Origin of the sequence: Leclercia sp. (assembly GCF_036780805.1) — a bacterium.
Taxonomy (GTDB): domain Bacteria; phylum Pseudomonadota; class Gammaproteobacteria; order Enterobacterales; family Enterobacteriaceae; genus Enterobacter.
Genome location: NZ_DAIQCE010000001.1, coordinates 1588401 through 1612788, shown reverse-complemented (window position 1 = coordinate 1612788; position 24388 = coordinate 1588401). Strand labels below are relative to the sequence as shown.

At 55.1% G+C, this 24388-nt stretch carries 27 protein-coding genes; 13 read left to right on the top strand and 14 right to left on the bottom strand.

From position 1 onward, the window contains the following. Nucleotides 1-3 precede the first annotated feature (3 nt). Nucleotides 4-654: a biofilm master transcriptional regulator CsgD gene (csgD, locus tag V7Q49_RS07645; RefSeq protein ID WP_333850127.1), complete on the bottom strand. Its 651-nt coding sequence runs from the start codon at nucleotides 652-654 to the stop codon at nucleotides 4-6. Between the two features lie 747 nt (nucleotides 655-1401). Here csgD and csgB point away from each other — a divergent pair. The 6 genes from csgB (at nucleotide 1402) to V7Q49_RS07615 (ending at nucleotide 5233) form a co-directional block, all read left to right on the top strand. After that, nucleotides 1402-1851: a curli minor subunit CsgB gene (gene csgB, locus V7Q49_RS07640; protein WP_333850126.1), complete on the top strand. Its 450-nt coding sequence runs from the start codon at nucleotides 1402-1404 to the stop codon at nucleotides 1849-1851. 41 nt (nucleotides 1852-1892) lie between these two features. Then, nucleotides 1893-2342, top strand: coding sequence for a curli major subunit CsgA (gene csgA, locus V7Q49_RS07635; RefSeq protein WP_333850125.1), 450 nt, complete (start codon nucleotides 1893-1895; stop codon nucleotides 2340-2342). Between the two features lie 61 nt (nucleotides 2343-2403). Next, nucleotides 2404-2730 carry a curli assembly chaperone CsgC gene (csgC, locus tag V7Q49_RS07630; RefSeq protein ID WP_333850124.1) on the top strand — a complete coding sequence of 109 codons (327 nt, stop codon included), beginning with the start codon at nucleotides 2404-2406 and terminating at the stop codon, nucleotides 2728-2730. A gap of 156 nt (nucleotides 2731-2886) precedes the next feature. Beyond that, on the top strand, nucleotides 2887-3186 hold the full coding sequence (locus V7Q49_RS07625) for a type 1 fimbrial protein (RefSeq protein ID WP_333850123.1): 300 nt from the start codon (nucleotides 2887-2889) through the stop codon (nucleotides 3184-3186). Between the two features lie 84 nt (nucleotides 3187-3270). Then, nucleotides 3271-3813 carry an O-acetyl-ADP-ribose deacetylase gene (gene ymdB, locus V7Q49_RS07620; RefSeq protein ID WP_333850122.1) on the top strand — a complete coding sequence of 181 codons (543 nt, stop codon included), beginning with the start codon at nucleotides 3271-3273 and terminating at the stop codon, nucleotides 3811-3813. Further along, nucleotides 3749-5233 carry a phospholipase D family protein gene (locus tag V7Q49_RS07615; protein ID WP_333850508.1) on the top strand — a complete coding sequence of 495 codons (1485 nt, stop codon included), beginning with the start codon at nucleotides 3749-3751 and terminating at the stop codon, nucleotides 5231-5233. The genes ymdB and V7Q49_RS07615 overlap by 65 nt, the downstream gene beginning before the upstream one ends. A 34-nt stretch (nucleotides 5234-5267) precedes the next feature. Here V7Q49_RS07615 and mdoC read toward each other — a convergent pair whose 3' ends face one another. Further along, nucleotides 5268-6428, bottom strand: coding sequence for a glucans biosynthesis protein MdoC (gene mdoC / locus V7Q49_RS07610; protein WP_333850121.1), 1161 nt, complete (start codon nucleotides 6426-6428; stop codon nucleotides 5268-5270). A 273-nt stretch (nucleotides 6429-6701) separates the two neighbouring features. Between mdoC and mdoG the strand changes: the two genes are divergently transcribed. From mdoG to V7Q49_RS07595, 3 genes are all read left to right on the top strand, one after another. Next, nucleotides 6702-8237, top strand: a complete 1536-nt coding sequence (gene mdoG, locus V7Q49_RS07605; protein WP_333850120.1) for a glucans biosynthesis protein MdoG — start codon at nucleotides 6702-6704, stop codon at nucleotides 8235-8237. Beyond that, nucleotides 8230-10758 carry a glucans biosynthesis glucosyltransferase MdoH gene (gene mdoH / locus V7Q49_RS07600; RefSeq protein ID WP_333850119.1) on the top strand — a complete coding sequence of 843 codons (2529 nt, stop codon included), beginning with the start codon at nucleotides 8230-8232 and terminating at the stop codon, nucleotides 10756-10758. Before mdoG ends, mdoH begins: the two co-directional genes overlap by 8 nt. Nucleotides 10759-10857: 99 nt before the next feature. After that, the gene (locus V7Q49_RS07595) at nucleotides 10858-11085 is read left to right on the top strand and encodes a YceK/YidQ family lipoprotein (RefSeq protein WP_114387444.1); all 228 of its coding nucleotides are present in this window, start codon (nucleotides 10858-10860) and stop codon (nucleotides 11083-11085) included. On the opposite strand, the gene V7Q49_RS07590 is transcribed toward V7Q49_RS07595, so the two are convergent. The 3 genes from V7Q49_RS07590 to V7Q49_RS07580 all read right to left on the bottom strand — a co-directional run bounded on the left by V7Q49_RS07590 (nucleotide 11086) and on the right by V7Q49_RS07580 (nucleotide 13885). Continuing rightward, nucleotides 11086-11460, bottom strand: coding sequence for a MysB family protein (locus V7Q49_RS07590; RefSeq protein ID WP_039032335.1), 375 nt, complete (start codon nucleotides 11458-11460; stop codon nucleotides 11086-11088). Nucleotides 11461-11558: 98 nt separating this feature from the next. Then, the gene (gene mdtG, locus V7Q49_RS07585) at nucleotides 11559-12809 is read right to left on the bottom strand and encodes a multidrug efflux MFS transporter MdtG (protein WP_333850118.1); all 1251 of its coding nucleotides are present in this window, start codon (nucleotides 12807-12809) and stop codon (nucleotides 11559-11561) included. A gap of 149 nt (nucleotides 12810-12958) precedes the next feature. After that, entirely contained in the window at nucleotides 12959-13885 is a 927-nt protein-coding gene (locus V7Q49_RS07580) for a Kdo(2)-lipid IV(A) acyltransferase (protein ID WP_333850117.1), read from the bottom strand. A gap of 221 nt (nucleotides 13886-14106) precedes the next feature. Between V7Q49_RS07580 and trhO the strand changes: the two genes are divergently transcribed. Further along, nucleotides 14107-15156, top strand: a complete 1050-nt coding sequence (gene trhO / locus V7Q49_RS07575; protein ID WP_333850116.1) for an oxygen-dependent tRNA uridine(34) hydroxylase TrhO — start codon at nucleotides 14107-14109, stop codon at nucleotides 15154-15156. A 45-nt stretch (nucleotides 15157-15201) separates the two neighbouring features. Here the strand turns inward: trhO and V7Q49_RS07570 are convergent, their stop codons facing one another. The 9 genes from V7Q49_RS07570 to mdtH form a co-directional block, all read right to left on the bottom strand. Beyond that, complete coding sequence (locus V7Q49_RS07570; protein ID WP_106992705.1) at nucleotides 15202-15777, bottom strand: YceI family protein; 576 nt, start codon at nucleotides 15775-15777, stop codon at nucleotides 15202-15204. A gap of 1 nt (nucleotide 15778) precedes the next feature. Beyond that, entirely contained in the window at nucleotides 15779-16345 is a 567-nt protein-coding gene (locus V7Q49_RS07565) for a cytochrome b (protein WP_333850115.1), read from the bottom strand. Between the two features lie 261 nt (nucleotides 16346-16606). Then, nucleotides 16607-16720 (bottom strand): YceO family protein, encoded by a 114-nt coding sequence (locus V7Q49_RS07560; RefSeq protein ID WP_103792939.1) that lies wholly within the window; start codon nucleotides 16718-16720, stop codon nucleotides 16607-16609. A gap of 56 nt (nucleotides 16721-16776) precedes the next feature. After that, nucleotides 16777-17895 (bottom strand): N-methyl-L-tryptophan oxidase, encoded by a 1119-nt coding sequence (gene solA / locus V7Q49_RS07555; protein WP_333850114.1) that lies wholly within the window; start codon nucleotides 17893-17895, stop codon nucleotides 16777-16779. Between the two features lie 117 nt (nucleotides 17896-18012). Further along, nucleotides 18013-18267: a biofilm formation regulator BssS gene (gene bssS, locus V7Q49_RS07550; RefSeq protein WP_142489051.1), complete on the bottom strand. Its 255-nt coding sequence runs from the start codon at nucleotides 18265-18267 to the stop codon at nucleotides 18013-18015. A 269-nt stretch (nucleotides 18268-18536) separates the two neighbouring features. Next, nucleotides 18537-18782, bottom strand: a complete 246-nt coding sequence (gene dinI / locus V7Q49_RS07545) for a DNA damage-inducible protein I (RefSeq protein WP_333850113.1) — start codon at nucleotides 18780-18782, stop codon at nucleotides 18537-18539. A 74-nt stretch (nucleotides 18783-18856) separates the two neighbouring features. Then, entirely contained in the window at nucleotides 18857-19903 is a 1047-nt protein-coding gene (pyrC, locus tag V7Q49_RS07540) for a dihydroorotase (protein WP_333850112.1), read from the bottom strand. Between the two features lie 111 nt (nucleotides 19904-20014). Further along, nucleotides 20015-20575, bottom strand: coding sequence for a lipoprotein (locus V7Q49_RS07535; RefSeq protein ID WP_333850111.1), 561 nt, complete (start codon nucleotides 20573-20575; stop codon nucleotides 20015-20017). A gap of 106 nt (nucleotides 20576-20681) precedes the next feature. Beyond that, a complete protein-coding gene (gene mdtH, locus V7Q49_RS07530) occupies nucleotides 20682-21890 on the bottom strand; it encodes a multidrug efflux MFS transporter MdtH (RefSeq protein WP_333850110.1) in 1209 nt (402 codons plus the stop codon). Between the two features lie 297 nt (nucleotides 21891-22187). Here mdtH and rimJ point away from each other — a divergent pair, with 297 nt between their 5' ends. The 3 genes from rimJ to V7Q49_RS07515 are packed head-to-tail and all read left to right on the top strand — an operon-like array spanning nucleotide 22188 to nucleotide 24358. Then, complete coding sequence (gene rimJ, locus V7Q49_RS07525; protein ID WP_142489056.1) at nucleotides 22188-22772, top strand: ribosomal protein S5-alanine N-acetyltransferase; 585 nt, start codon at nucleotides 22188-22190, stop codon at nucleotides 22770-22772. Nucleotides 22773-22781: 9 nt separating this feature from the next. Continuing rightward, entirely contained in the window at nucleotides 22782-23432 is a 651-nt protein-coding gene (locus V7Q49_RS07520; protein WP_333850109.1) for a YceH family protein, read from the top strand. A gap of 2 nt (nucleotides 23433-23434) precedes the next feature. After that, complete coding sequence (locus tag V7Q49_RS07515) at nucleotides 23435-24358, top strand: Gfo/Idh/MocA family protein (protein ID WP_333850108.1); 924 nt, start codon at nucleotides 23435-23437, stop codon at nucleotides 24356-24358. Nucleotides 24359-24388 lie beyond the last annotated feature (30 nt).

Genomic DNA, 24388 nt, shown 5'->3' with positions numbered 1-24388 from the left:
CTGTTAACGCCTGAGGTTATCATTTGCCCATGAAACCGCCTGCGTCCGGTTTTTAACAGCTATCTTCTTGAAAAGATTATAAAGATGGGTCTTAACCGTATTTTCGCTGATAAATAACGAACGGGCGATTTCAATATTTGAAGCTCCGATACGTAATTTATTCAGAATCTCTTTTTCGCGATGGGTCAGCAAAGCAGACTCTGAACTGTTATAGCGATAATTTCCGGAATGCGTTATGAGGTAGCTGGCAAGTTTTTGCGAAAAGTAGCATTCACCCCGCAGAACGCCCTGCAGACCTTCCACCACGCGCGTCTCGTCCTCGTTGACATAAAAGACACCGTTGATATGCGGCCAGCTTTCAATATCCCTGAATGGATACTCTTCAGGGGTATTCAACAACAACACACGGATATTGTTGTTTTTTCTGCTTAAAATATCTTGCCAGTATTGGATAAGTTTTTTATCCGCTTCCATCATATCGAAAAGAATAATGCTGCCAGGCGCAATGTCATCAAAAGAGCGTTGAATGCTATGCAATTTTCCGCTCAATGTAAGACTTTGCTTTAAATGCTGTAGTAAGGCTGTCGCCTGTAAAGAAGGCTTGGTCACTAACAATAATGTCTGACCATGAAAGCTTTGGACTTCATTAAACATGATGAAACCCCTTTTTTGAAACACCTGGCAGCTGCCCCCAATAATATTATTGGGGGCCCAGAAGTACTGACAGATGTTGCACTGCTGTGTGTAGAAGAAAGACCATATCCCTTAGAGGAAAGGGAAAATAAAATGATAATGCCGAACTTCTGTTTTCAATCTAGCTATTACCATTTTTAAAGCAAGTGTTAAACGTGTAACAGAATGTAAAAATCAATATTAACTTGTAAAAATGGAGTTCATGAATTGATGAGATTTCATCATAAAGTTGTACATAACGGTATTGGTGCACACATTTAAAAAATCATACAAATTATATTATATCATTGATTTATATATGTTATTTATTTTGTAATTTATTGAAACCAAGGTATGAGTAAGGTCAAAACGCTAAGCCTATTCTTACACTCTGTAAATGCCTTAAGAAATCACGCACTTTGTCACGCAATCATGGATATATCGTGATCGCCACCCTACAAGTCAGGCGAAACGGCAAATCAGCATTTTCTGGGCTATCCATTTCCGAAATCTGCATATGACCTTTTTTAACTGTCTGTTAAATCGCTGTATCGCCACAGTGTTTAATTTTTTTTAATACTTTGGGGTGAAAGTAAGAATAAAAATACGACTGGCGGGTGAGATATTAAAATTGTTTCGGCAGACATACTCTTCATCGTAACGTCGGGTTAACAAAGTATTTTGCCTTGTTAACGCAAGTTATTTTACCACCAGGTCCAGGGTGATGACATGAAGAACAGTTTGTTATTGATGTTTACATTACTGGGTGCACCTGGATTCGTTTTCGCAAATACTGATTTGGCTGCTTCAGAATATAATTTCGCGGTTAATGAATTGAGTAAATCATCTTATAACCAGGCCGCTATCATTGGACAACAGGGCGTTAATAATGACGCAACTGTTCGCCAGCAGGGCTCGAAATTATTATCTGTAGTTTCCCAGGAAGGCGGAAACAATCGGGCGAACATTGATCAATCAGGCAGTTATAATCTTGCATATATTGATCAAAAAGGGAACTCGAACAGTGCGAGTATTAATCAAGGTGCATATGGTAATACCGCAGTGATTATTCAGAAAGGTTCTGGTAATAAAGCGAATATTACGCAGTACGGTACGCAAAAAACGGCAGTTGTAGTGCAGAGACAGTCACAAATGGCCATTCGCGTCATCCAACGCTAGCTATTCAGTGACGAACTAATCAATCCGATGGGGGCTTTACAATGAAACTTTTAAAAGTGGCAGTAATTGCAGCAATCGTGGTTTCTGGCAGTGCTATGGCTGGTTCCATTCCACAATGGGGCAATAATCATGGCGGCAACGGTAATAACAACGTTAGCCCAGAAACCCTGACTGTTTATCAGTACGGTGGTCGTAACAACGTAGACGCTTTGCAGAGCGACGCTCGTGGGTCTGAAATCACCGTAACTCAAAGCGGTTTCGGTAACGATGCTGACCTGTCTCAGGGCGCTGATAGCAGCTCAATCGATCTGAACCAACGTGGCCAGGGTAACTCTGCTACCATCAGCCAGTGGAGTGGTAAAGACCTCACTGCTAACGTTCGTCAGTCTGGCGGCCGCAACGACGTAGATCTGCGTCAGACCTCTAACGGCGCTACCGCTAACATCACTCAGGTTGGCTTCGGCAACACCGTGACTGCTGGCCAGTACTAACGCTGACGTCCGTACGACGAAAAAACAGGGCTCAGGCCCTGTTTTTTTTTGGGAGAAAATGATGAATACACTGTTATTGCTTGCTGCGCTCACCAGCCAAATCACCTTTCAGACCGCCACAGAGGGCGAAATGCTGACCATTATTCCCCAGGTGACGGTCACGGAACCCTGTTTATGCCAGGTGCAGATCCTCACTTCGCGTAGCGGCCCAGGCGGTCAAAGCACATCGCGGCAGCAAAATACCGTCTCATTACCCGCCAATAAAACGGTCAATCTTTCCCGAATGACCGTCAACTCGGGTCCCAACGATAAGATAAATGTCATTGTCACGGTGTCGGACGGCAAATCGCTACACCTGTCGCAACAGTGGCCGCCGTCGAAAGCATAAAGGATAAAACATTCACGAAATCAATATATTAATTAATGTAGCGCGAATGTTGTTGTATGGTTATTCTTATGTTGCTGGCATCGTCGATGCCAGCCGACAGCCTCGCCTGGCGCGTTGTTTCATTATCAAGGAGGATTATCATTAAGGATTGCACCAATGGTTTCGTCCCGTATCAAACATGCCGCCGCGCTCGTGCTGGCAGTTACGCTCCCTCCAGCCTATGCCAGTAATATCATCCATTTCAGCGGTCAGGTTGTCGAAGATCCCTGTAACATCACCCCCACATCGCGCACCATTTCGGTGACCTGCCCGCAGAATACAAAAATGCCTACCCGGCAGGTGAGTTATTCAGAGGCTTTATACGGCGGCGTCGCTATCCCGGATCGTGCAACGATAAGAATGAAATACATCAATCCCGAAAAGTCACTGGCTATCGTGCAGGTGGATTACCGCTAAGGCGGGGCGGTTTTCAGATTACCGGGCTTCCACAACGCCTCCTCTGCGATACACTTAAGAAAAAAGCGTCAGCAGAGGTTGATTATGAACTCGCGTATAGAAGTTTTTCTGGGTGATATCACCACCCTGCATGTCGATGTGGTGGTCAACGCCGCCAACCCCTCGTTGATGGGCGGTGGCGGCGTAGATGGTGCCATTCACCGGGCGGCGGGACCTGCCCTGCTGGAGGCCTGCAAAGTGGTGCGTCAGCAGCAGGGCGAGTGCGCACCGGGCCAGGCGGTCATTACCCTGGCAGGCGACCTGCCCGCCAAAGCGGTGATCCACACCGTCGGCCCCGTCTGGCATGGAGGCGAGCATCATGAAGCCCGGATCCTGGAGGAGGCCTACCGCAACAGCCTGAACCTGGCGGCGGCTAACGGCTATCAGACGCTCGCCTTCCCGGCAATCAGCACCGGCGTGTACGGATATCCCCGGGCGGCCGCGGCAGAAATCGCCGTGAATACGGTTTCGGATTATCTCACCCGCAAGCCTCTGCCGGAGCGGGTATACTTTGTCTGCTATGATGAAGAAAATGCCCGGCTATACAAGCGACTGCTTACCCAACGAGGACAGGAAACCGACGCATAACACGCGACTAGGGCGTGCCATTGCGCCGGTCAGTTCCGCGCACCCTGGCCTTTGTGGACTTCTCCCTCTTGATAACAGTCTTGACGCCTTCGCCTGCCGCTACCGGCTGGCGGAGATGGCGGAGAAGACCCTCGATGTTCAGTACTACATCTGGGAAGACGACATGTCCGGAAGACTGCTGTTTTCCGTGTTGCTCTCTGCCGCCATGCGCGGCGTGCGCGTGCGTCTGCTGCTGGATGACAACAATACGCAGGGGCTGGACGCCATCCTGCGCCTGCTGGACGCGCATCCCAATTTCTCGGTTCGTCTGTTTAATCCCTTCTCATTTCGCACCCTGCGCGCCCTCGGTTATCTCACCGATTTTGCCCGCCTCAACCGGCGGATGCATAACAAGAGTTTTACCGTGGACGGAGAGGTCACCATTATTGGCGGCCGAAATATTGGAGATGCCTATTTTGGCGCGGGCGAGGAGCCGCTGTTCTCCGATCTGGATGTGATGGCAACCGGCCCGGTGGTGCAGGACGTGGCCGATGACTTTGAACGTTACTGGAACTGCGCCTCGGTCTCCACGCTCCAGCAGGTGCTGGAACTGTCGGAAACCGAAATCGAAGATAAAATTCATCCCCCTGAGGAGTGGTACCGGGACGACATCACCCGCCGCTATCTCGATAAACTCCAGTCCAGCGAGTTTATAACCCGCCTCGAAGCCGGTAATTTGCCGTTGATCTGGGCGAAAACCCGGTTGCTCAGCGACGATCCGCGCAAAGGGCAGGGCCGGGCAAAACGCCATTCCCTGCTGCCGCAGCGTTTGCTGGACGTGATGGGCTCGCCGGTGGAGCAAATAGCGATTATCTCTGCCTATTTTGTCCCAACCCGGGCGGGGGTCGCACTGCTGCTGCAGATGGTGCGTAAAGGGGTTAAGGTCGCCATCATGACCAATTCGCTGGCGGCCAACGATGTCTCGGTAGTGCATGCCGGCTACGCCCGTTGGCGCAAGAAGCTGTTACGCCACGGCATTGAGCTGTATGAACTTAAGCCAACCCAGGATGGCGTACCTGTGGTGCACGATCGCGGCATTACCGGTAACTCCGGCTCCAGCCTGCATGCCAAAACGTTCAGCGTCGACGGCGAGAAGGTATTTATTGGTTCGCTGAATTTTGATCCCCGTTCAACCATGCTCAACACCGAGATGGGCTTTGTGATTGAAAGTGAGGTGCTGGCGCGGCTGATCCATACCCGTTTTGTCCGCAGCCAGCGCCATGAGGCCTGGCAGCTAAAGCTGGATAATCTGGGGCGTCTGAACTGGATTGAGCGCAAAGACGGACAGGAAATTGTGCATAAAAAGGAGCCGAAAACCCGTTTTATGCAGCGGATGCTGGTACGGCTGGCTTACTGGCTGCCGGTGGAGTGGCTACTGTAAAGCGGCGCCGGTTCAGTAACCGGCGCGCAACAGGTCAGCTGGTGGCCTGCGGGGTGTTATTCGGTTTGCTGGCCGGTTTACCGGAAAACAAGAAGCGCAGCAGCGGAATACGCAGATGAATTTCATACAGCACAATCGCAATCCCCACCACAAACACCAGTCCGGTGATAAAGCCCAACAGGTTTGAGCTGATGTGCGGTGTGATATAAGCGCCGAAAAACAGCGTCAACGGATGGTGCACCAGGTAAATGAACAGCGAGGCGTTAACGAAATAGGTCACGCGCGCGGATTTAAAGTTCAGCAGGCGGTGCCCCAGGGCAAAGACCACGTTTACCATCCACAGCCCCAGCAGCATGGTGATCACGCTTTCGGTTTCATACATCCACGCATCGCCGCTGCCATAACGCTGATTCAGCAGATAGGCGACAAAAGCCAGTGCCGCCCCGAGGGTGCAGCCGCGCGACGGGGTGGTAAACAGGGCTTTCAGTTTTGGATGGACAAACGCCAGCGCGCCAATAATAAAGAAAGGCAGATAGAAGAGGGTCTGCATCACCACAAAATTAAACAGGCCGTCGCTGAGGATCGGTGAATACACGATGAGCAGCGTGCGGCGCAGCGCGGCGTAGGCGATGCCCAGCAGTAAAAACAGGACTGACAGTTTGCCCCAGCTGATGTCAGCGAAAAACGTTTCAGTCCGGGTACTCAGATGGCGGCGTATACGGCTGAACAGCCACAGGCTGACCGTGGTCATCACCACCAGTACCAGCAGGAACCACAGGTGCGAGACCAGCTCCCAGGCGAGGGTGTTGTATTTTTCGTACAGCGACAGGTTGTGCCAGGTATCCGCTTTGCCTTTGACATACTGCAGCATAATGAATTGCGGCAGCGTCAGCAGGGGAATGGCGGTGAGCATCGGAATGCCGACGCGCTCGACGCGCACTTTCCACCATCGCTTAAGCGGGTAGCGCAGAAATAACATGTAGGAAAAATAGCCGGAAATAACAAAAAAGACCTGCATCCGGAATGAGTGGATAAAATCGTTAAACAGCGTCAGCCACCATGAGGACTCGGCGCTGTTAACGTGCCAGACGTGGCTCGAATAGATCAAGGAGATGTGAAACGGGATCCCCAACAGCATCAGCCAGGCCCGAATAGAATCAAGGAAATATTCGCGTTGTGCGGGTACGTTACTCATATAGCGTTGTGCATTCTCAGACTTATCGCCTTATCCCTAAGAGCAATAGTGGTTACATTCGGAGCCAACCCTACACGAAGTCCGACAGACTGTCTCCAGGATAAGCACGCAAAGTGAATACGGGTTACTTTCACTTGCTTAATCCATGAGCCAGCACGCTGAACAAAGCGGTGATTATGTTGTCGGAATGCCTGATTTTCCATTAAAATGGATCGGATCGATATAAGCACACAAAGGGGGAAGTGCTTACTTATTATGAAACATACACCACAAATGATGAAAATGCGTTGGGTAGGGGCAGCTGTCTTATTGTCTCTGTATACCTCATCGGCCCTGGCCTTTACCATCGACGACGTCGCAAAACAGGCAAAATCGATGGCAGGAAAAGGGTACGAAGCGCCAAAAAGTAACTTGCCCTCCGTTTTCCGCGACATGAAATATGCGGACTATCAGCAGATCCAGTTTAATCACGATAAAGCGTACTGGAATAAGATTAAGACCCCGTTCAAGCTTGAGTTTTATCATCAGGGGATGTACTTCGACACGCCTGTCACCATTAATGAAGTGACTTCTAACGCGGTACGTAAGATCAAGTACAGCCCGGACTACTTTAATTTCGGCAACGTGCAACACGATAAAGACACCGTGAAAGACCTGGGCTTCGCGGGCTTTAAAGTACTTTACCCCATCAACAGTAAAGATAAGAACGACGAAATTGTCAGCATGCTGGGGGCAAGCTATTTCCGCGTCATCGGCGGCGGCCAGGTGTACGGCCTCTCTGCGCGCGGTCTGGCGATCGATACCGCACTGCCTTCCGGGGAAGAGTTCCCTCGTTTCCGCGAGTTCTGGATTGAACGTCCAAAACCAACCGACAAGCGCCTGAATATCTATGCGCTGCTGGATTCCCCGCGTGCAACCGGCGCTTATCGCTTTACCATTATTCCGGGCCGCGACACCGTGGTTGACGTGCAGTCTAAAGTCTATCTGCGCGACAAAGTCGGCAAACTGGGCGTCGCGCCGCTGACCAGTATGTTCCTGTTCGGGCCTAACCAGCCGTCGTCCGCCACCAACTTCCGCCCGGAACTGCATGACTCTAACGGTCTGTCGATCCTTGCCGGTAACGGCGAGTGGATCTGGCGTCCGCTGAACAACCCGAAACACCTGGCGGTAAGCAGCTTCAGCATGGAAAACCCACAGGGGTTCGGCCTGCTGCAGCGCGGTCGTCAGTTCTCTCGCTTTGAAGATCTGGACGATCGTTACGATCTGCGCCCAAGCGCCTGGATCACCCCGAAAGGCGAGTGGGGCAAAGGTAAAGTTGAGCTGGTAGAGATCCCAACCAACGACGAAACCAACGACAACATCGTCGCGTACTGGACGCCGGATCAGCTGCCGGAAGCCGGAAAAGAGATGAACTTCAACTACTCCATCACCATGAGCCGCGATGAAGACAAGCTGCATGCGCCAGATAATGCGTATGTGCTGCAAACGCGCCGTTCCACCGGGGATGTGAAACAGTCGAATCTGATCCGCCAGCCGGATGGCACCATCGCCTTCGTGGTGGACTTCACCGGTCAGGAGATGGCTAAACTGGCGCCGGAAACCCCGGTCACCGCGCAGGCGAGCATCGGTGATAACGGTGAAATCGTTGAAAACAACGTGCGTTATAACCCGGTCACTAAAGGCTGGCGTTTAACCCTGCGTGTGAAACTGAAAGACGCGAAACAACCGACTGAGATGCGTGCCTCTCTGGTGAACGCTGACCAGCCGCTGAGTGAAACCTGGAGCTATCAGCTACCTGCCAATGAATAAGACAACTGAGTATATCGATGCCATGCCGCTGACCGATATCGAGAAGGCGGCACTGCCGAAGGGTGACATCAGTGCGGTGCATACCGCGCTGGATGCCGATCATCATCCGTTTACCCGTGAAGATGATACCCCGCTGGGCTCGGTTAAAAGCCGCCTTGAGCAGGCCTGGCCCGACTCACTGGCCGAAGGCCAGCTGATTCGCGATGACGAAGGGCGTACCCAGCTTGAGGCGATGCCGAAAGCGACGCGCTCCTCCATGTTCCCGGATCCCTGGCGCACCAACCCGGTGGGCCGTTTCTGGGATCGCCTGCGTGGCCGCGACGTGACCCCGCGCTACCTCTCGCGCCTGACCAAAGAGCAGCAGGCCAGCGAGGAAAAATGGCGTACCGTCGGCAGTATTCGCCGCTACATCCTGCTGCTGCTGACCATCGCGCAGACCGTCGTCGCCACCTGGTATATGAAGACCATTCTGCCTTACCAGGGCTGGGCGCTGATCAATCCGGCCGATATGTTCGGCCAGGATCTGCTGGTCTCGTTTATGCAGCTGCTGCCGTATATTCTGCAAAGTGGCATCCTGCTGCTGTTCGCTATCCTCTTCTGCTGGGTATCGGCCGGTTTCTGGACCGCGCTGATGGGCTTCCTGCAGCTGTTGATCGGCCGGGACAAATACAGCATCTCGGCGTCGACGGTGGGGGATGAACCCATCAACCCTGAGCACCGTACGGCGCTGATCATGCCTATCTGTAACGAAGACGTGGATCGCGTCTTCGCCGGCCTGCGCGCTACCTGGGAGTCGGTGAAAGCCACCGGTAACGGCGAACATTTCGACGTTTACATCCTGAGTGATAGCTACAACCCCGACATTTGCGTGGCGGAACAGAAAGCCTGGATGGAGCTGATCGCCGAAGTGCAGGGGGAAGGGCAGATCTTCTACCGTCGTCGTCGCCGTCGCGTGAAGCGTAAAAGCGGCAACATCGATGACTTCTGCCGTCGCTGGGGCAATCAGTACAGCTATATGGTGGTGCTGGATGCCGACTCGGTCATGACCGGTGACTGCCTGACGGGCCTCGTGCGCCTGATGGAAGCCAATCCGAATGCCGGGATCATCCAGTCTTCGCCAAAAGCGTCGGGCATGGATACGCTGTATGCACGCTGCCAGCAGTTTGCGACCCGCGTCTACGGGCCGCTGTTCACCGCCGGTCTGCACTTCTGGCAGCTGGGTGAATCGCACTACTGGGGGCATAACGCCATCATCCGCGTGAAGCCGTTCATTGAGCACTGTGCGCTGGCACCGCTGCCGGGTGAAGGCTCGTTTGCGGGCTCGATCCTGTCGCATGACTTCGTGGAAGCGGCGCTGATGCGTCGTGCCGGTTGGGGGGTGTGGATTGCCTACGATCTGCCGGGCTCCTATGAAGAGCTGCCGCCAAATCTGCTGGATGAGCTGAAGCGTGACCGCCGCTGGTGTCACGGTAATCTGATGAACTTCCGCCTGTTCCTCGTCAAAGGGATGCACCCGGTTCACCGTGCCGTGTTCCTGACCGGCGTGATGTCCTACCTCTCCGCGCCGCTGTGGTTTATGTTCCTGGCCCTGTCGACCGCGTTGCAGGTGGTGCATGCCCTGACCGAGCCGCAGTACTTCCTGCAACCGCGCCAGCTGTTCCCGGTGTGGCCGCAGTGGCGTCCTGAACTGGCGATTGCGCTCTTTGCCTCGACGATGGTACTGCTGTTCCTGCCGAAGCTGCTGAGTATCGTACTGATCTGGTGTAAAGGCTCGAAAGAGTACGGCGGTTTCTTCCGCGTGACGCTCTCCCTGCTGCTGGAGGTGCTGTTCTCGGTACTGCTGGCGCCGGTGCGTATGCTGTTCCATACCGTCTTCGTGGTCAGCGCGTTCCTTGGCTGGGAAGTGGTCTGGAACTCACCGCAGCGTGACGATGACTCCACTCCGTGGGGTGAAGCCTTTATGCGTCACGGCTCGCAGATGCTGCTCGGTCTGGTGTGGGCCGTCGGGATGGCGTGGCTGGATCTGCGCTTCCTGTTCTGGCTGGCGCCGATTGTCTTCTCGCTGATCCTGTCGCCTTTCGTGTCAGTGTTCTCCAGCCGGTCGACTATTGGTCTGCGCACCAAACGCTGGAAGCTGTTCCTGATCCCGGAAGAGTATTCCCCGCCGCAGGTGCTGGTGGATACCGACAGGTACCTGGAGCTGAACCGCAGCCGTTCGCTGGAAGATGGTTTTATGCACGCGGTGTTTAACCCGTCATTCAACGCGCTGGCCACCGCCATGGCGACAGCCCGTCACCGTGCCAGCCATGTGCTGGAGATCGCCCGCGATCGTCACGTTGATCAGGCGCTGAACGAGACGCCGGAGAAGCTGAACCGCGATCGTCGTCTGGTGCTGCTGAGCGACCCGGTCACCCTGTCGCGCCTGCACTATCGCGTCTGGTCCGCCCCGGAGAGATATTCTTCCTGGGTGAACTATTATCAGACGTTGAAGATGAATCCGCAGGCGTTAAAGGCCAAATAAGACGTCAGTATTGCATGACGAGCAGGCCGGGTAAGCGAATCGCCTCCCGGCAAATAAATACCGGCTCCAGGGCCGGTATTTTTATCTTTGAGGTATGAGATGCGATTTTTCATCGTCATTACGATGGCGTTATTACTGAGCGGCTGCGGGAGTATCATCAGCCGGACCATCCCCGGACAGGGACACGGCAATCAATACTACCCGGGCGTGCAGTGGGACGTTCGCGACTCCGCGTGGCGTTACCTGACGGTGCTGGATCTGCCCTTTTCGCTGGTATTCGACACCCTGCTGTTGCCCATCGACGCTCAACATGGGCCTTATGAGTAATTAACGCTCATCCCATTCATCCGCTGCGGTTTGGCCCTCTTCGGTATCCAGCGGCGGCTCGAGTTGAAACTCACCTTCGTCCCATTCATGCAGCGTGTTCTCTTCCAGCCACTCCTGACGCAGCTCGATCTCGTCATAATCGCCATCAAACACTGCCTGGGCCGCTTCACCGCTCAGGACCGGCAGGCATTCGCCGTCTTCGCCGTCATCGGCAAAAAATTCGGCCTGCCACATAATGTCCCCATCCTGCATGACATATTTCTGGATATTGAGTTGCTCAATATTCGCGTCATCTTCCTCAATGCCCGGATTATCAGCGAGGAACTCCTCGCGCGCGGCATCAATCGCTTCCTCTAGAGTGGCAAACATAGTCATCGGCGTCTCCCTGTGATTTGACATAGTGTTCAGGGAAAGAATAGCTGATTCTCCATAATTGCAAGTATGAAAGCCGTAAAAGCGTTCACGAAGTTGTCTTAATCGGGCGCAGACACCTTCCCCGGCTCGGGGACAGCCCGCGGCTGGCGAAAGGCGCGGGACAGACTCACCCAGGAGTAAAAAGCGTTAAACATCACCACGCAGGCGGTCACGATAAACACCGCGCGGAAACCGTAGCTGGCGGCTATACCGGCCCCGAGAAGCGGGCCGGTGACGTTACCAATATCGCGAAACGACTGGTTATAGCTGAAGATACGTCCGGCGATCTGATTGGTGGAGTTGTAGACCAGCAGGGTCTGGACCGCAGGCAGCAGGGCGCCATCGGCCGCCCCGAGTAAAAAGCGCAGCACGCCCAGCTGCCACGGCGATTGCACGAAGGACATCGGGATAAGCAGCAGGACGGAGATCACCAGGGCGACAATCAGGATCCTTTCCGGGCCGATACGATCCCCCAGTTTCCCCAGCCGCGGGGCGCTGATCAGCGCCGCCACGCCGGGCACCGAGGCGATTAAACCGCTGATAAAGGCGATATTGCTGACGTGGCCGGCGAGGTCGCGCACGTAGAGGGTCAGGATCGGCGCAATGGAACCGGTGGCTACCTGAATGATCATGGTGGTGACAAACAGACTGAGCACCAGCCGGGGGTTTTTCAGCGAGGCAAAGACCTGGCGGACATGCAGCATCTCTTTTTTAGGCACCGGGGTGAAATTTTCCCGGATACAGAAAAAGGTCAGCAGGAAACAGGCAAACAGGACGCCCGCGGTGATGAAAAAGACCGGCCGCAGACCGTAGCTGTCCGCCATTAATCCTCCGGCCAGCGGGCCGAGAAGGGCACCGCTGACCGCACCGGTGGAGAGCGTGCCGAGCGCCCAGCCGCTTTTATGGCGCGGAATCTGCGTGGCGATAAGGGCGTTGGCGTTGGGCACGAACCCGCCCAGCAGCCCCAGCACGGCGCGTAAGATCAGAAACTGCCAGATGTTTTGTGCCATCCCCATCAGCAGCATGATAATCGCCATGCCCAGCGCCGAGCGCAGCAGCATAATCTTACGCCCCTTGCGATCCGCCAGCCCCCCCCAGAACGGAGAGGCGATGGCGGAGAAGAGGAAGGTAATGCTGAACACCAGCCCCGACCACATGTTCAGGGCGCTGTGACCGCTGACGCCCAGCTGCTCGACGTACAGCGGCAGGAAAGGCATTACCAGGCTAAAGGCCGCACCCGTAAGAAAGCAGCCCAGCCAGGCCACCATGAGGTTCCGCTTCCAGTTTATTGGCGTTTCTGAGGGAGACATAGCTATCCGCATTATGATGCGCAGCGGCATCATCATTTAAAGAAGGTAATAAGCCTGCTAATTATGCGCCTGGGTGATGGTTGCTGCAATGCGGGAAAGCATCATAAGTCAAAAGGGCGGTGCGGCCGGAGAGGCCGCAGGATAAGACTTTAATAGCGGGAAGGTACGCCTTCAGGGCGGGTTTTAAAGCGGCGGTGCAGCCACATATACTGTTCCGGTGCCAGCAGGATGCACTTCTCAACCACGTCATTCATCCAGGCAGCGGTGGTTTTCGCATCGTCCAGCGGTGGGGAACACTCCGGTTCCAGCATCATCAGCTCGTAGCCTTTGCCGTTGGATTTGCGGCGCGGTACGAAGGGTACGATCGCCGCCTGCGACAGACGGGCCAGGGTCCAGGTGCCGGTGGTGGTCGCCGCTTCCTCGACGGCAAAGAACGGCACAAAAACGCTGGCGCCAGGGCCGTAGTCATGGTCCGGCGCATACCAGATCACCTCGCCGGATTTCAGCGCCCGGATCATCCCCTTGAGATCTTTACGGTCGATCATGCTCTTGTTGGAGCGCATCCGGCCCCAGGTTTGCAGCCAGTCGATGACCGGATTGTCATTCGGGCGATAGACGCCAATGCCGGGTGCCTGCATGCCGAACATGCGTGCGCCGATTTCCAGCGTCAGAAAATGAACGCCGATCAGCAGTACGCCGGTCTTCTGCGCCTGGAGCTGATGCACGGGCTCCATGCCGGTGCCGGTCACTTCGGTCCAGCGCGCCATGCGTTTATCGGACCAGAACCAGGCCATTCCGGTCTCCATCAGCCCCATCCCGACGGATTCAAAGTTTTTGACCACCATGTCGTGACGCTCTTGCTCGCTCATCTGCGGAAAACAGAGTTCCAGATTGCGTCGGGCAATCCAGGCGCGGCGGGACATAAAGCGCATCGCCAGTCTGCCCAGGCCACAGCCAAGACGGTAGATCACCGGATAGGGCAGATGTACCAGTAACCACAATAAACTGATGCCAGCCCAGGTCAGCCAGTAACGAGGATGCAGTAGCGCAGTGGAAAATTTAGGTAATTGAGTCATGTCATTCCTGTTTTTGATACGTCCTGTCGGCAGATTGTCGCACTATTCGTTTCATATCCAAAACGCATGGCAGCGAAATGTTCATGAAAACGGCAAATGTTAGGGCCCGCGCGTTTAAACGTGAGAAATGTAGCGCAAAATGAAGGGATGTAAATTCTCATTGTTTGCTATATGATGCCGCCCGATTTTCATTCTCACTACGATTGCAGGAACCGTACACCATGCCAGTGTTACACAACCTCATTTCGAACGAAGAGCTGAAAGCGCGCATGTTGGCTGAAACCGAGCCGCGCACGACGATCTCGTTCTATAAATATTTCACCATCGTTAACCCGCAGGCCACGCGCGACGCGCTGTACAAGGCGTTAACTGCCCTGAACGTCTTTGGCCGTATCTATCTGGCGCACGAAGGTATCAACGCCCAGATCAGCGTCCCGGAAAGTAACGTCAACGCTCTGCGCGACTTTCTGTACGCCTTCGACCCGGCGCTGGACGGCTTGCGCCTGAACGTGGCCCTCGACGATGACGGCAAATCTTTCTGGGTGCTGCGCCTGAAAGTGCGCGAGCGCATCGTGGCCGACGGTATTGACGATCCGACGTTTGACGCCAGCGACGTGGGGGAATACCTGAAAGCGGCCGAGGTTAACGCCATGCTCGACGATCCCGACGCCGTGTTTATCGATATGCGTAACCACTACGAATATGAAGTGGGCCATTTTGAAAACGCCCTTGAGATCCCGGCAGACACCTTCCGCGAGCAGCTGCCGAAGGCGGTTGAGATGATGCAGGAGCATAAGGACAAGAAAATTGTCATGTACTGCACCGGCGGGATCCGCTGCGAAAAAGCCAGCGCGTACATGAAGCATCAGGGCTTCAACAAAGTCTGGCATATCGAAGGCGGGATCATTGAGTATGCCCGTCGCGCGCGCGAACAGGGGTTGCCGGTGCGCTTTATCGGCAAGAACTTTGTCTTTGACGAGCGGATGGGGGAGCGTATCTCTGACGATGTGATCGCGCATTGCCATCAGTGCGGTACCGCCTGCGACACTCATACCAACTGCAAAAACGACGGCTGTCACCTGCTGTTTATTCAGTGTCCGACCTGCGCCGAGAAGTTCCACGGCTGCTGCAGCGAACTGTGTAGTGAGGAGAGCAGGTTGCCGGAAGAGGAGCAGCGCCGTCGCCGTGCGGGCCGCGAGAATGGCAATAAGATCTTCAATAAATCCCGTGGGCGTCTGAACACCCGCCTGGGTATTCCCGACCCGGAATAACCCTGAAACCTTGCCCGGTCGCGCGATGTTGACCGGGCGAGGGCATTACTTCTGCTGTACCCCTTCCACCGAGATAATCAGCTCCACGTCCTGCGACGCCGGGCCCAGATCGGTGGTGATGTTAAAGTCTTTCAGGTGGATTTTGCCTGTCGCTTCAAACCCTGCGCGCTTGCCGCCCCATGGGTCATCACCCTGACCAATCAGTTTTGCATCCAGTTTGACCGGTTTGGTCACACCGTTCAGCGTCAGGTTGCCGGTGATATCCAGACCGTCACCGTCCTTTTTCACCTCGGTCGAGGTGAAGGTCGCCTGTGGGAATTTCGCCACGTTGAGGAAATCCGCGCTGCGCAGGTGCTTGTCGCGCTCGGCGTGGTTGGTATCCAGGCTGTTGGTGTTCAGGGTCACGTTGACCTTATCGGCCGCCGGATTGCTCTCATCGAAGGTGAATGAGCCATCGAAATCCTTGAAGGTGCCATACAGCCAGCTGTAGCCCAGATGCTGGATGCGGAAATTCACAAAGGCGTGCTGACCTTGTTTATCAATTTTGTAGTCGGCTGCCACCGCGGCGCCGGTGGTGAACAGCAGAGAACCTAAGGTTAATCCCAGCAGGCTTTTTTTCATTTTATGCTCCAGAGTCAGGTGACGCTTTGCCCAACATACGTGTCAGGGTGGCGTCTTTGTCGATAAAGTGGTGTTTCATGGCCGCAAGACCATGCAGTACAGATAACGTGACCAGGCCCCAGGCCAGCCACAGGTGCACGGTGCCGGCCAGATCGGCCTGCGCCCCGGCATCAGCCAGCAGGGCTGGGACGTCGAAAAGACCGAAAACGCTGATCGGCTTGCCGTCGGCGGTGGAAATCAAATATCCACTGATGAGAATGGCGAAAAGCACCCCATACAGGGCGATATGTGCCGCAGCAGCGCCCAGACGCGTAGCGCGCGACTGGCTTTTCAGCGCTGGCGGCACAGGGGAGATATGACGCCACAGCAGACGTACGACCAGCGCCAGCATCAGCATAAAGCCGATGCTTTTGTGCAGCTCGGGTGCCTGGTGATACCAGCCATCGTAATAGCTGAGGGTGACCATCCATAATCCAAGGCCAAACATGCCATACACCGCAATCGCCATCAGCCAGTGCAAAGCCATAGAAATAACGCCATAGCGTGTGGGGGAATTACGCACCTGCATCGTGAATACCGTCATTAATAAGCAAGGGCTCAAAATGGCGTGGGGGAAACATTAATGCAAATGATATTTACAGATATTCATTATTAATTTTATTCGTTCAATTATTTTGAAATTAAACTGCGGGTAATTATCAGTGTGGCTGTTAATGACTTGTGGTAGAGGCTGATTTAAGGCGGGTTATGACGATTTTATGATGTTCAAATAATTTATTGTGAAATTATAGTTATCTTAAGAATCGTCAGTTTTTGTCAATATAACTCATCAGAAAAATACAATGTACAGAATATCGAGGATCGCCAGCAGCGACCACAGCACAATATAGAGCATCAGATGCTCACGAATATTATTGACCAGATAATTAACAATACGACGCATGAGGGTACCGGTAATGGAGGAGATGAAAGGCTTCGGCAACCCGAAGCCTGACAGCATTATCGGCTAAAGCGCGACAGGGAGAAAGGCGTGAGATCAAACGGGGGGGCGATCTGCTGTGAGAATTGTGCGGCAATCTCCCCCAGCACGCTGGCGAATTTGAACCCGTGGCCGCTCAGGCCAGCGATCAGCAGCGTATTATCATGGCCCGGCAGGGTGTCGATGATGAAGTCTTCATCCGGCGTGTTGTCATAGGTGCAGGCTGCCCCGTATAACAGACCGCCGATACCCGGCAGTACGTTGCGCAGGAATTTGAAGGCTTCAGAGCCGTCGCCAGGGTAAGCGCCAAACGGCTTGCGCTCTTCCGGGGCGTTAATCACCTGCCCGCCGTTGTGTTTCCCGATCTTCAGCGCATCTTTCTCTGACGGGAAGCCGTAGAACTGATCCCCGTCTGGCAGCTCGCCGGTGAAAGCCGGGAAGCGATTCTGATGGCTGTAGCGGCCATCGGACTGGAACCAGGAGAAGACCTTGCGCACCGGCTGAACGGGCAGGCCTGGCACCAGGCGTGACACCCAGGTGCCGGCGCTCACCAGTAGGCGATTTGCGCGGTATGGCCCTTCCGGAGTCTCAACGGTGACGCCGTCGTCCTGATGAGAAATGGCGGTGACCGGGCAGTTAAACAGCTGCGCGCAACCCGCCTCTTTCGCCAGTGCAATCCAGGTTTTGATCGCCAGCTCGCTGCGCAGGACCCCGGACTCGGCCTCAAACAGACCGATATACCCCTCGGGAACCTGAATTTCAGGCCAGCGCTTCATCACCGCCGCCGCGTCCAGCCGCTCAAGGTTGAGATTAAACTGGCGGGCGCTCTGCTCAACGTTCGCCAGGAATGACGAATCGGACGGCCCCAGATTAACCACGCCCGTGCGTTCAAAGACCGGCTCACCGCTGATTTCGGCCAGCTCATCCCACAATGCCTGCGCGCGTAAAACCAGCGGCACATAGCGTTCACCTTCTCCGTAAGCGTGACGCATCAGGCGGGTGTCGCCGTGGTGGCTCCCTTCGGTGTGGGGGGGCATATGGGCATCGATCATCAGTACGTTTTGCCCGGCGCGTGTAGCGTAATAACCTGCCGCTGCACCGACAGATCCGCTGCCAATAATAATTAAATCGTATTTCATCAGATTCTCTTTGCGCGTTTCGTTGCTTAGCAGGGTAATTAAGACATGACGGTTATACAAGGGAGAAATAAAGGAGGCACCGTCAGGTGCCTTTTTGGGTGAGGTTGTGACATTACGTCAATGTCGCCGGTACTCATTTGCCTGGTAGTCACTGGATTCTATTTTTGCAATGCCGGCTTCTAAAATAGAAATAAACTGACGTGCAACGTCGGTGGTTAACCATAGCGTTTGCCCAACTTCCGCTTCTTCGGTGTCAGGGTGGTTCGGAGTCTGGTAATGCAAACGCAACATCAGTGCGTCGTAGCTATCTACAGTGCTGATATCCCAGCCAACAAGCGGATGTGTCTGGATGACTTCATTATTCTTTTCCATCATAACCCCCTGAATACGTGTTAAAAGACAACGACTGTGAGGTTCAATGCGTGTTTTTCTGAAGCAACTTCAGTATATCAATAAATAAGGCTTCTGAAGGGAAAAAGAAACAGGGAGCACAACAAATTTGTGCGTTTTAGGATTGTTTGAACATTAAAACATCATCTTGCTGATGATTTTTCTGGGAGTCACTCAGATTATTCGTACTATCGTTGAACAGATGAAAAAAAGCCGGGGCGACCCGGCAAAAAAAAACAATGAGGGAGAAATTAATCGGTAATAAACCAGTCGTCAGCGCTCTCCCAGGTTTCCTGGAGAATTTCGCTGATGCGCTCTTTATCTTCTTTGGCGCCGCCGATGACCGACAGATTGTTTGATCCGGCATAGCGCACGGTGACAGCACCGTCGCGTTCAGGGAAGGAGTCATTTATACGGCGGGATAATTCACCCGCCAGCGCGTCCAGCGCGCCGGCAGGCAAAGCAGTTGTTCTGGCAATGGTCACTTCGATACGCATAGTTGCCCCCTGTGTAATATACTGGTTATTTATACAGTTATATTATTGAACTTACAACAGGGGACCCACAATTTTTAGCGTTTTACCGTCCAGTGCACGGTTTCACCCGCGAGGAATGGGATGAGGGTGTCATCCGTCAGCGCAATAGATTCCACCACGCTGCTCTCTTCGCGGACCAGCTCAACGAAGGTTTCATTCACCGGCAGGCCGTAGAAGCGCGGGCCGTTCAGGGAGCAGAAGGCCTCGAAGTGCTGCAGGGCGTTCATCTCGTCAAACACCTGGGCATAGCTCGCCAGTGCGGTCGGGGCGTTAAAGCAGCCGGCACAACCGCAGCTCGCCTCTTTGCGATGACGGGCGTGCGGCGCGGAGTCGGTGCCAAGGAAGGCGCGTTCAAAGCCGCTGGCGACCAGTTCACGCAGCGCCTGCTGGTGGATGTTGCGCTTGAGGATCGGCAGGCAGTAGAGGTGAGGGCGCACGCCGCCCACCAGCATGTGGTTGCGGTTGAACATCAGGTGCTGCGGGGTGATAGTGGCGGCCAGAAGCTCGTTACCCTCGCGCACGTACTCCGCTGCATCTTTGGTGGTGATGTGTTCAAACACCACTTTCAGACCCGGCAGGCGCTGGCGCAGCGGCTCCATCACGGTGTCGATAAAACGTGCTTCCCGGTCGAAGATATCGATCTCGGCATGGGTCACTTCACCGTGCACCAGCAGCGGCATCCCCAGCTTCTCCATGCGCTCGAGCACCGGCATAATCGCGTCGATGCTGGTCACGCCGTGGCTGGAGTTGGTGGTGGCATTGGCCGGGTACAGTTTGGCAGCGGTAAAGACCCCTTCGTTAAAGCCGCGTTCGATCTCATTGGGATCGAGCGTGTCGGTCAAATAACAGGTCATCAGCGGGGTAAAATCGTGACCGGCAGGCACGGCGTCAAGAATGCGCTGGCGATAGGCAATCGCCGCGTCGACCGTGGTGACGGGTGGCACCAGGTTGGGCATGACAATCGCGCGGCCATAAATTTCACTGGTATAGGGCACGACGGTTTTCAGCATATCGCCATCGCGAAGATGGATATGCCAGTCGTCTGGGCGGCGAATTTTCAAAACCTGGGATGGTGCAGTCATGGATAGGCTCCGGCTGAGTGAGATGATTTTTGCCGGACACAAAGAATAGGGGGAAACGTTTTCGTTTGCACTCTTTTCCGTAAAAAAAAGGGCGCCGAAGCGCCCTGGAGGTTAATCGACGAAGGGGATAACAATCTCACCCGGCTTCACTTCGATCCCTTTTGCATACTTTTTCGCCAGCGCTTCACCTTTGCTGTTATCTTCGCTCAGGATGTAGGCCGGCTGTTTATTAAAGTACGTTTGCAGCGACTGGTTCAGGTACGGCATCAGGGTTTGCAGGACCGGTTTCATCTTGTCTGGCGACACCACGGCGTCGGTGATCTCCATCTGCTGCAGATAGATGGCGCCCTGATCTTTGTTGAAGACCGGCAGCGCTTTTAATTTCAGTTTGATGTTGGCTTTCTGGCTGCCGAACAGCGAGTTCATGTCCAGGCTGGCATCCCCGGAGAGCATCACTTTGTTCGGCTCCTCGCGGCCAATCTGGCTGGCAAGGTTGGTCAGGACGATATGCGCATCCGCCACGCCTGGAACGCCAATATCTTTCGCAAAGTTATTGCGCTTTTGCAGTGCCTGGTTGATCTCCTGTTCACTGACGGTGTACTGGGTAAGCTGATTACAACCAACCAGCAGGCCGCTGATGATCAACGCAGTAGCAATAACGATCTTCTTCATGGTTTTCCTCGACATATATGTCAGCGCTTCTATCCTGACGCGCCAGTATGTCAGGGGAGAGTGAGTCAGACCAGCAGAAAAAACTGATATCTGGCCTGTCAGGCGATCAGCCGCCAGGCTCCAGGATAACCGGCACGCGGCGTTTGTGGCTGAACTGCCAGCCCAGCGCGAAGCAAGTGATCACCCCGATTAAGGCCAGCATCACCCACGGCAGTTCGGGCTGGTGGAAGGTTTTTCCGGCATCGAACAACCAGCCGCCCCCGGCATACCCCAGCGCGCCGCCAATCGCCAGGCCGAGACGGCTGAAGCCCATATAGCTGCCGCGCGCCCGCGGGTCGGCCAGCTCGGCGCTCAGGGTTTCACGAGCCGGTTCGGCAATGATAGAGCCGATATAGAAGGTGCAGATCAGCATAAACAGCTGCTGCAGGGAGCTCACCATCCCGATGGGCAGCATGCTCAGGGACATCAGCAGCAGCCCCGCCATCAGGCGGTGCTCAAGGCGGAAGCGTTTTTCACTCCAGCGGGCAATCGGGTAGAGCAGGGTCAGTGAGAGACAGGCCTCAATGGCGTACATCCATTTGACTGCCGCCGGGGAGCCCGCCACGTCGTTAACCATGATCGGCAGCATCAACATCACCTGCACCCCCAGCATGTAATAGCCCGCCAGGGTCAGCACGTAGGTGATAAAGCGCTTGTCGCGCCAGACCCGATCCAGCCCCTCACGCACCGGCGCTTTGACGGTAGAGAGTTTCCAGGCGGGCAAAAGCCAGGCGTTGAAGCCCGCGCAGAGGATAAACAGCACCGCGCCCGTGGCGCAGACCAGACGAAAGTCATACTGCAGCAGCCAGCTGCCCAGCAGCGCGCCCACTACCGCCCCGGCGCTGTCCTGCATCATCAGCAGCGAGAAAAAGCGCCCGCGATGCTGAGGGCGGATCAGTTTGACCACCAGGGCCGTGCGCGGCGGGTCGAACAGCGTCCCGCCCAGACCGGAGATAAAGCAGGAGACCCACAGCAGCCAGGGTTCATGGGCGATCGCCATGGTGGCAAACCCTGCCGCCCGCAGCAGCATGCCGGTGACGATCATCGGTTTGGCGCCGAAGCGGTCGGCAATCGCGCCGCCAAACACTCCCAGCCCCTGCTGAACAAACTGGCGCAGACCCAGGGCAATGCCGACCATCAGTGCCGCCCAGCCCATCTGATCGACAAAGCGAATCGAAATCAGCGGAAAAACGACAAAAAAGCCGAGCACAACCAGCATGTTATCGACGAGCAGGAAGCCTTTACCCAGACGGCGGGCCTGTGAGATATGGGACATTTCCCCTCCAGGGAAATATACCCGTCATACTTCAGGTTGCCGGTGCGTTGACTTCCTGCAACTTGAATTATTTAGGGTATCAAGATAATGAGCGCGCTAATATTCTGCGGTTTCGCCAGGGTTTTTCCCACAGCGCAGGCGACAATATTTTTTTATCAAAAGGGTACTTTGATTGAGGCTTTTCATCGAAAAATGTGAAAAGTCTTCAAAATGGTATGTCACTGTTTTCCCAGACGGCAGCGGCGCAGGTATAGTAAAGCTAACGGGTGAAGGTTGTAACAGGAAGGAGTTGTATCCATGTTTGGCTATCGCAGTAATGTGCCGAAAGTGCGCCTGACGACCGACCGGCTGGTGGTTCGTCTGGTGCACGAGCGTGATGCCTGGCGTCTGGCGGACTACTACGCTGAGAATCGTCAGTTTTTAAAACCCTGGGAACCCGTGCGGGATGAAAGCCACTGTTATCCTTCCGGCTGGCAGGCCCGGCTGAGCATGATTGCAGAGTTCCACAAGCAGGGCTCGGCGTTCTACTTTGCCCTGCTCGATCCGGACGAGAAAGAGATCGTTGGGATCGCCAATTTTTCTAACGTGGTGCGGGGATCCTTTCACGCCTGCTATCTGGGCTACTCCATCGGGCAAAAATGGCAGGGGCAGGGGCTGATGTTTGAGGCGCTGACCTCGGCAATCCGCTATATGCAGCGAACCCAACACATGCACCGCATTATGGCCAACTACATGCCGCACAATCAGCGCAGCGGGGATCTGCTGGCGCGCCTCGGGTTTGAAAAAGAGGGCTACGCCAAAGACTACCTGCTGATTGACGGCGAATGGCGCGATCATGTCCTGACGGCGCTGACAACCAAAGAGTGGAGCGCGGGGCGCTAAGGAACAGAGATGAAATACCAATTAACCGCCACAGAAGCGCGCGTTATCGGCTGCCTGCTGGAAAAACAGGTCACCACGCCGGAACAGTACCCCCTCTCGGTGAATGCGGTGACCCTGGCCTGCAACCAGAAAACCAACCGTGAGCCGGTGATTAATCTTGCCGAGCATGAGGTTCAGGATCAGCTCGATGAACTGGTCAAGCGCCACTATCTGCGCACCGTCAGCGGCTTTGGCAATCGCGTCACAAAATACGAGCAGCGTTTTTGCAACTCTGAGTTTGGCGCCCTGAAGCTGAATTCCGCTGAAGTGGCGCTGGTCGCCACCCTGCTGCTGCGCGGGGCGCAGACGCCTGGCGAGCTGCGTACCCGGGCCGCGCGGATGCACGAGTTCGCGGATATGCAGGAGGTGGAGCAGGCGCTCGAGGGTCTGGCCGCCCGGGAAGATGGGCCTTTTGTCCAGCGTCTGCCGCGCGAGCCGGGCAAGCGCGAAAGCCGCTATATGCACCTCTTCAGCGGCGAAGTTGACACCGCCGTTGCGACGCCTGAAGCCGCAGCCCCGGTCGCGGATGAGACCTTAGTGGCCCGGGTTGAGGCGCTGGAAAATGAAGTTGAAGAACTCAAGCAGCGACTCGATTCGCTGCTGGCACATCTGGGAGATTAACGGTGGCAAAATTACGTGTAGGCGTTGTAGGGCTGGGCGGTATTGCGCAAAAAGCCTGGCTGCCGGTGCTGAGCGCCGCGACAGACTGGACGTTACAGGGCGCATGGTCGCCGTCGCGGGATAAGGCCCTGCGGATCTGCGAGTCCGTGCGCATGCCTTATTATGACTCGTTACAGGATCTGGCCCGCGCGTGCGATGTGGTCTTTGTCCATACCTCCACCGTCACCCACTATCAGGTGGTCAGCGAATTGCTTAACGCGGGCGTGCATGTTTGCGTTGATAAACCGCTGGCCGACAACCTGGCCGATGCCGAGCGCCTGATTGACCTCGCCGCGCAGAAAAAACTCACCCTGATGGTTGGCTTTAACCGCCGCTTTGCGCCCCTCTACCAGCAGCTGAAAACCCGGCTGAGCGGTGCGGCCTCGCTGCGAATGGATAAGCACCGCGCCGACAGCATCGGGCCGAACGATCTGCGCTTCACCCTGCTGGATGATTATCTGCACGTGGTGGACACCGCGTTGTGGCTGGCGGGTGATAGCGCCCGGCTGACCGGCGGCACGCTACAGACCAACGAGCAGGGGGCGATGGTTTACGCCGAGCACCATTTCAGCGCCGGCAATCTGCAGATCACCACCTCCATGCACCGCCGGGCGGGCAGCCAGCGGGAGTGGATCCAGGCGGTAACGGACGGCGCGCTGCTGGACATCACCGACATGCGCGAGTGGCGTGAGGAGCGCGGGGCAGGGGTGGTTACGCCTGCCATTCCGGGCTGGCAGAGTACGCTGGAGCAGCGGGGCTTTGCGGGCTGCGCGCGACATTTCATCGAATGCGTGCAAAATCAGACGGTTCCTGAAACCGCGGGTGAACAGGCGATCCGCGCCCAGCGTATCGTGGAGAAGCTCTGGCGCGATGCCATGAGCGAATAACCCGCTGTAACATCTGCCCATAGCAATTCG